Origin of the sequence: Agromyces binzhouensis, from assembly GCF_004135055.1 — a bacterium.
GTDB classification, from domain to species: Bacteria; Actinomycetota; Actinomycetes; order Actinomycetales; family Microbacteriaceae; genus Agromyces; species Agromyces binzhouensis.
The window spans coordinates 1-7,606 of sequence record NZ_SDPL01000122.1; the positions used below are offsets into that span (position 1 = coordinate 1).

The 7,606-nt window shown below is 71.5% G+C and carries 6 protein-coding genes; 2 read left to right on the top strand and 4 right to left on the bottom strand.

From position 1 onward, the window contains the following. Together ESO86_RS07925 and ESO86_RS07930 are read right to left on the bottom strand one after the other, a co-directional pair. Positions 1-913 (bottom strand): M20/M25/M40 family metallo-hydrolase (locus ESO86_RS07925; RefSeq protein ID WP_207207060.1); only part of this gene is annotated, 913 nt, incomplete at its 3' end. 115 nt (positions 914-1,028) lie between these two features. Continuing rightward, positions 1,029-3,551 carry an ATP-dependent Clp protease ATP-binding subunit gene (locus tag ESO86_RS07930; protein ID WP_129234413.1) on the bottom strand — a complete coding sequence of 841 codons (2,523 nt, stop codon included), beginning with the start codon at positions 3,549-3,551 and terminating at the stop codon, positions 1,029-1,031. A gap of 201 nt (positions 3,552-3,752) precedes the next feature. Between ESO86_RS07930 and ESO86_RS07935 the strand changes: the two genes are divergently transcribed. Continuing rightward, positions 3,753-4,280, top strand: coding sequence for a glycine cleavage system transcriptional repressor (locus tag ESO86_RS07935; RefSeq protein ID WP_129234414.1), 528 nt, complete (start codon positions 3,753-3,755; stop codon positions 4,278-4,280). 43 nt (positions 4,281-4,323) lie between these two features. Here the strand turns inward: ESO86_RS07935 and ESO86_RS07940 are convergent, their stop codons facing one another. Next, the gene (locus ESO86_RS07940; RefSeq protein WP_129234415.1) at positions 4,324-4,836 is read right to left on the bottom strand and encodes a hypothetical protein; all 513 of its coding nucleotides are present in this window, start codon (positions 4,834-4,836) and stop codon (positions 4,324-4,326) included. 131 nt (positions 4,837-4,967) lie between these two features. Here ESO86_RS07940 and ESO86_RS07945 point away from each other — a divergent pair, with 131 nt between their 5' ends. Then, on the top strand, positions 4,968-5,984 hold the full coding sequence (locus ESO86_RS07945) for a pirin family protein (protein ID WP_129234416.1): 1,017 nt from the start codon (positions 4,968-4,970) through the stop codon (positions 5,982-5,984). Positions 5,985-6,054: 70 nt separating this feature from the next. Here ESO86_RS07945 and ESO86_RS07950 read toward each other — a convergent pair. Next, positions 6,055-7,606: PTS fructose transporter subunit IIC (locus ESO86_RS07950; RefSeq protein WP_129234417.1), on the bottom strand; the 1,552-nt coding region annotated here is incomplete at its 5' end.

The following is a 7,606-nucleotide window of genomic DNA, read 5'->3' on the forward strand; positions in this document are numbered from 1 at the left end:
CGCGGCGCCACACGCCCTCGGTGGCGGCGATCTCGAGCGGCGGGCGCCCCACGCCGCCGTGCACCGCGATGCGCGCTCCGGTCGACGAGACGAGCGAGCGGAACGCCGCGTCGACGCGCTCCTGCTCCCCCACCGTGAGGGCGCGCACGTCGACCTCGAACGACGCGTGCGCGGGCACGGTGTTCATGGTCGTGCCGCTGCGGGCGACGGTCGGCGTGACCGACGTGCCGACCGAGGCATCCGCGAACCCGGCGACGACGCCGACCTGGTGCGCGAGTTCGAGGGTCGCGTTGAGGCCCTTCTCGGGCTCGAGGCCCGCGTGCGCGGCCCGCCCGGTGATCTCGACGCGGTAGCTCGAGGTGCCCTTGCGCCCGATCTTCAGCGCTCCGCCGTCGCCGCTCGCCTCGAGCACCAGGGCGGCGACGCATCCGTCGGCCTCCTGCTCGATCAGCGCCCGGGACGTCTGCGATCCGAGCTCCTCGTCGCCGGTGACCAGCAGCGTGACGGCGGCATCGGGGAGATGCCCGAGGTGGGCCGCGGCGTGGACGGCCATGACCAACCCGGTCAGCATGTCGAAGCACCCCGGGCCCCGGACCACGCCGTCCTGGATGGAGAACGGATGGGTCTCGAGCGAGCCGATCGGCCACACGGTGTCGTGGTGGGCGAGCAGGAGCACGCGCGGCGCATCGGGCTCCGGGGAGCCGAGGTGCCAACGGAGGTGGGTGCATCCGTCGACGACGATGCGTTCGGGGGCGAAGCCGAGACGGCGCTCGCCGATCTCGGCGACGACGTCGGCGGACCGCGCGACCGCGGCGAGGTCGGCCGACGGCGACTCGACCCGCACCAGCCGCTCGAGGTCGTGGAGGATCTCGGCCAGGCTCGCGTCGGCCCAGTCCAGCAGCGGATGTCTCATGGCGGCTCGCCTCGCAGTCCAGGTCCGGGGAACGACCATTCGACGATATCGCCGTCGCTCGCCCGAGACGACGAAGGGCGGATGCCGCAGCATCCGCCCCTGTCGTGGTTCCGGGTTACTGGCCGGCAGCCAGGTCGGGCGTCGCCGGCCCGGTGCCGATCGCGGCGCCCGTGTTCACCCCGACCCCGACGGGAAGCGCCCGCTGGGTCGTCGTGAAGACGAACTCGCCGTCCTTGAAGTCCACGTGCACGTGGTCGCCCGAGTTGAGCTCGCCATGCAGGATCTTCTCGGACAGGCGGTCCTCGACCTCGTGCTGCACCGCGCGGCGGAGCGGCCGGGCGCCGAGCGCCGGGTCGAACCCGACCTCGATCAGCCGCTCCTTCGCCGGGACGGTCAGCTCGACGGTCATGTCGCGGTCGAGCATGCGCTCGCTGAGCCGCTTGATGAAGAGGTCGACGATCTGCAGCAGCTCCTCCTTGCTGAGCTGCGGGAACACGATGATCTCGTCGACGCGGTTCAGGAACTCGGGCTTGAAGTGCTTCTTCAGCTCCTCGTTCACCTTCGCGCGCATGAGGTCGTAGCCCGTGCGGGTGTCGCCCTCGACCTGGAAGCCCACGGGGCCGCCCGAGATGTCCTTCGTGCCGAGGTTCGTCGTCATGATGATGACGGTGTTCTTGAAGTCCACAACCCGGCCCTGGCCGTCGGTGAGGCGGCCCTCCTCCAGGATCTGCAGGAGCGAGTTGAAGATGTCGGGGTGGGCCTTCTCGATCTCGTCGAACAGCACGACCGAGAACGGCTTGCGGCGCACCTTCTCGGTGAGCTGGCCGCCCTCCTCGAAGCCGACGAAGCCGGGAGGGGCGCCGAACAGTCGCGAGACCGTGTGCTTCTCGCCGTACTCCGACATGTCGAGCGAGATCATCGCCGACTCGTCGTCGAACAGGAACTCGGCGAGCGCCTTGGCGAGCTCGGTCTTCCCGACGCCGGTGGGGCCGGCGAAGATGAACGAGCCCGAGGGGCGCTTCGGGTCCTTGAGGCCGGCGCGCGTGCGGCGGATCGTCTTCGACAGGGCGGAGATCGCCTCCTCCTGGCCGATGACGCGCTCATGGAGGGCCTTCTCCATGAAGACCAGCCGCGAGCTCTCCTCCTCGGTGAGCTTGAAGACGGGGATGCCGGTGGCCTGTGCGAGCACCTCGGCGATCAGGCCCTCGTCGACGACGGCGGTCGTCTTGACCTCGCCCGACTTCCACTGCTTCTCGAGGCGCAGGCGCTCGCCGAGCAGGTTCTTCTCCTCGTCGCGCAGCGACGCGGCCTTCTCGAAGTCCTGCTCCTCGATCGCGGTCTCCTTGGCGGAGCGGACCACGGCGATCTTCTCGTCGAACTCGCGCAGCTCCGGAGGCGACGAGAGGATCGACAGGCGCAGGCGCGCGCCGGCCTCGTCGATCAGGTCGATCGCCTTGTCCGGGAGGAATCGGTCGCTGATGTAGCGGTCGGCGAGGTTCGCGGCGGCGACGATCGCGCCATCCGTGATGGACACCTTGTGGTGCGCCTCGTAGCGGTCGCGGAGGCCCTTGAGGATGTTGATCGCGTGCGGGAGCGACGGCTCGGCCACCTGGATCGGCTGGAAGCGGCGCTCGAGCGCGGCATCCTTCTCGAAGTGCTTGCGGTACTCGTCGAGCGTGGTGGCGCCGATGGTCTGCAGCTCGCCACGGGCGAGCAGCGGCTTGAGGATCGACGCGGCGTCGATCGCGCCCTCGGCGGCACCCGCACCCACGAGGGTGTGGATCTCGTCGATGAAGACGATGATGTCGCCGCGCGTGCGGATCTCCTTGGTGACCTTCTTCAGGCGCTCCTCGAAGTCGCCGCGGTAGCGCGAGCCGGCGATGAGCGAGCCGAGGTCGAGCGAGTAGAGCTGCTTGTCCTTCAGCGTCTCGGGCACCTCGCCCTTGACGATCGCCTGGGCGAGGCCCTCGACGACCGCGGTCTTGCCGACGCCGGGCTCGCCGATGAGCACGGGGTTGTTCTTGGAGCGGCGCGAGAGGATCTGCATGACCCGCTCGATCTCCTTCTCGCGGCCGATGACCGGGTCGAGCTTGGAGTCGCGCGCGGCCTGGGTGAGGTTGCGGCCGAACTGGTCGAGGATCTGCGAGCCGCCCTGGGGCTGCTGCTGCTCGTTCGCGCCGACCTGGACCTGCTCCTTGCCCTGGTAGCCGGAGAGGAGCTGGATGACCTGCTGGCGCACGCGGTTGAGGTCGGCCCCCAGCTTCACGAGCACCTGGGCGGCGACGCCCTCGCCCTCGCGGATGAGGCCGAGCAGGATGTGCTCGGTGCCGATGTAGTTGTGGCCGAGCTGGAGCGCCTCGCGGAGCGAGAGCTCGAGCACCTTCTTGGCGCGCGGCGTGAACGGGATGTGCCCGGTCGGCTGCTGCTGGCCCTGCCCGATGATGTCCTGCACCTGCTCGCGGACGGCATCGAGGGAGATCCCCAGCGACTCGAGCGCCTTCGCGGCCACGCCCTCACCCTCGTGGATGAGGCCGAGCAGGATGTGCTCGGTGCCGATGTAGTTGTGATTCAGCATCTTGGCCTCTTCCTGGGCCAGGACGACGACACGACGGGCTCGGTCCGTGAATCTCTCGAACATCTCAACTCCTCGCCGACGCCGGGTAGGGGCGTCGTTACGTTCCACGTTAACCACCGGGGCTCGGCGTTGGGCCGCTGTTCGCCACGGGCGCACGCTCACGACGTGGTTCGTCGCCGCGGCGCGGGCGGATGCCTCGGGCCGGCGGTCGAGGCGGATGCCGCGGGGTCGACCGCACCCGCCGGCACGTGGTTTGATGCACGCATGCCCAGACTCGTGCTGACCGTCATCGGGGACGACCGCGCCGGACTCGTCGGGGCGCTCGCCGACGTCATCGGCGACCACGGCGGCAACTGGGAGCAGAGCCAGATGGCCGAGCTCGCCGGCCAGTTCGCCGGCATCGTCGTGGTCGACGTGCCCGCCGAGCAGGAGGCGGCGCTGCGCGCCGCGCTCGACGGTCTCGACGGGCTCATGGAGGTCTCGGCGCACCCGGGCGTCGCGGCGACGGCAGAGGCCGGGGCATCCGCCGTCTGGACGCCGCTGCGCATCGACCTGATCGGCAACGACCACCCGGGCATCGTGCGCGACATCTCGGCGGTGCTCGCGCGGCACGGGCTCAGCATCGAGACGATCACGACCGGCCAGCGCGACGCGCCGATGGCCGGCGGCCGACTGTTCGAGGCGCACCTCGTCGTGCGGGTGCCGCCGGGCGGCGACCCCGCCGACGTGCGCGACGACCTGGAGCGCGTGGCGAGCGAGCTGTTCGTCGACCTCACGCTCGGGCACGGCTGACGCCTGGCGACCCCTGCACCGCGGCGACTCGGCGGCGCGGCGACTACTTGATCGGCACCGTGACGACCTGGTCGCCGACGGTCACCTCGAGCGGCTCGGTGGTCGTGGTGTACACGGGAGTCCAGAAGACGGTGGTGTGCGGGACGAAGTCGGCCGTGCAGGGCCGGGTCTCGGGTTCCGGCAGCACCGCCTCGACCGCGTTGCCCTCGCCCGCCTCGGCGACGACGTTCAGTTCGGTCGGCACGACGGGGCAGGTCGACGAGCCCCAGATCGTGATCGCCAGCTTGCCGCCGTCGTCGAGGTACTGCACGTAGGGCTCGTCGCCGGTCGGCTCCGGGGCGTCGACCACGTCCTCCTCGTCGGTCTCCTCCTCGGTCGACCCGCCGAGGTCCGTCTCCTCGCCGCCGGCCTCGCCCTCGGCCTCCTCCTCCGCGACGGGCAGGCCCGGGAAGTCCTCGACCGCGCCGGAGCCCGGGTTGCAGCCCGTGAGCACGAGGGCCGAGGCGATCGCGAGTCCGGCGACGAGGAGACGGCGGGGTCCGGTGAGCGAAGTCATGGCGCCATGCTGCCACGCGGTCGCCCTCGCCGGACGGGACCTCCGGCCCTACCCTCCGCGCGTCGGAGGTGGGCGCGGGACCGTCGCGGCCGACCCCTCCCACCGTCGGCGCCCGCGCGTAGGATGCGGGCATGAGCAACCTCGAGCGCGATCCCGTCGAACTGCTCTGCCCGCCCGACGAGACCACCGGCCCTGGGGTCGCCGTCTACGAGTACCGCGAGGTCCCGCTCGGCGGCCCGCGCGCGATGCCGGTCCGCCGCACGCTCCCGCAGCGCGGGCGCACGACCATCGGCGCCTGGTGCTTCGCCGACCACTACGGTCCCGACGACGTCGCGGAGACGGGCGGCATGGTCGTCCCGCCGCACCCGCACACGGGCCTGCAGACCGTGAGCTGGCTGTTCGAGGGCGAGATCGAGCACCGCGACTCCACGGGCAGCCACGAACTGGTGCGACCTGGGGGCGTCAACCTGATGACCGCAGGACGAGGGATCTCGCACTCCGAGGTGTCCACGTCGGGCACGACGCGCCTGCACGGCGTTCAGCTCTGGGTCGCGCTCCCCGACGACGCGCGGTCGGTCGCGCCGTTCTTCGAGCACGCCGACACGACGCCGTTCCGGATCGGCGACGCGACGGTGCGCGTCTTCGTCGGCGAGCTCGCGGGCGACGGCGAGACGACGGATGCCGCGACCGGGTCGATCACGGTCTTCTCGCCGCTCCTCGGCGCGCAGGTCGACCTCCCCGCGGGAGGCTCGGTCGACCTCCCGCTCGACCCCGCGTTCGAGCACGGGATCCTCGTGGACTCCGGTCCCGCCTTCGTCGAGGCGCCGGAGTCCGGGTCGGCCACCGAGGTGCCGTGGGCGCAGCTCGCGCACCTCGAACGGGGTCACGAGCGCGTGCGCGTGCGCGCGGACGCCGACCCGGTCCGCATCGTGCTGCTCGGCGGCGTGCCCTTCGAGGAGGAGCTCGTGATGTGGTGGAACTTCATCGGGCGCACGCACGACGAGGTCGTCGAGTTCCGCCGCCGCTGGCAGTCCGACGTGATCGCGCGCAACGACCCCGACGGTCCGTTCGGGATCGTCGCCGGCTACGACGGTGACCCGCTCCCGGCGCCCGACCTGCCGACCGTGCGGTTGAAGCCGCGGCGCTGAGACGCGCCCCGCGCACGCCGACGGCCGGTGCCCGGGAGCGGGGCACCGGCCGTCGGGGCTCGGTGTGCGGTCAGGCCGCGAGGATCGAGGGCTCTCCCTCCGCGACCTCCTCGCGGATCGTGCGTCGGTGGGCCCAGCGCTTCAGCGCGATGACCGCAAGTGCGCCGACGACCGACCCCGCCACGATCGCGAGGACGAACCAGAGCAGGTTCCCGATCGCGAAGAAGACGAAGATGCCGCCGTGCGGCGCCTGCGAGGTGACGCCCATGCCCATGCAGATCGCACCGGCGACGGCGCCGCCGAGGATCATGGACGGGATGACGCGGAAGAGGTCGGCCGCAGCGAACGGGATCGCGCCCTCGGAGATGAATGCGGCGCCGAGCAGCCACGCGGCCTTGCCGTTCTCACGCTCGACCGGGGTGAACAGCTTGCGGTCGAGCACGGTGGCGAGTGCCATCGCGAGCGGCGGGACCATGCCGGCCGCCATGACCGCGGCCATCACCATGAGCGGTGCCTGGTTCTCGACCGTCGCGGCGCCGAGCCCGGCGACGGCGAAGGAGTACGCGACCTTGTTGACGGGGCCGCCCAGGTCGAAGCCCATCATGGCGCCGAGGATCAGGCCGAGCACGACCGCCGCAGCACCCGAGAGGCCGGAGAGCCAGTCGTTCAGCGCGGTGGACAGCGCCGCGATCGGTCCGCCGAGGACCACGATCATGAGGCCGGACGCCACGATCGACGCGACGAGCGGGATGATCACGACCGGCATGAGGCCCCGCAGCCAGCGCGGCACGTCGAGGCGTGCGAACATCAGCGCCACCCAGCCGGCGAGCAGGCCGCCGACGAGGCCGCCGATGAAGCCCGCACCCATGAGGCCCGCGACGGAACCGGCGACGAAGCCGGGCGCGATTCCGGGGCGGTCGGCGATCGCGTAGGCGATGTAGCCGGCCAGCGCGGGGACCAGGAAGCCCATCGAGATCGCGCCGATCTGGAAGAAGACCGCCCCCAGGTACAGGAGGAACCCGCCTTCGGGGAGGTTGAACAGGCTGTTCGTCGTGACGATCTCGCCCGCGGTCGCGGTGATGTCGTAGCCGCCGAAGAGGAAGCCCAGCGCGATGAGCAGGCCGCCGCCTGCGACGAACGGGATCATGTAGCTGACGCCGGTGAGCAGGACGCGCTTGACCTTCTGGCCGAAGTGCTCGTTCGCGGCCGCGGCGGTCGCGGTCGCGGTCGCCTCGCCCGTGACGCGCGGCGCCGACGGGTCGCTGATCGCGGCGACGGCCTCGTCGATCATCTCGGCGGGGTGGTCGATGCCGCGCTTCACGGGCCCCTGGACGACCGGCTTGCCGGCGAACCGGCTCTTGTCGCGGACGTCGACGTCGACGGCGAACACCACGGCGTCGGCACGTGCGATGACGTCGGGCGCCAGTGGCGTCGATCCGGACGAGCCCTGCGTCTCGACGTGCATCTCGACGCCGGCCTTCTTCGCGGCTGCGGCGAGCGCGTCGGCGGCCATGTAGGTGTGCGCGATGCCGGTCGGGCAGGCGGTGACCGCGATGAGCACGGGCGCGTGGTCCGGTGCGGCCGACGCCCCGGCCGCGGCCTGGGCGGAGGCAGCGGAGATC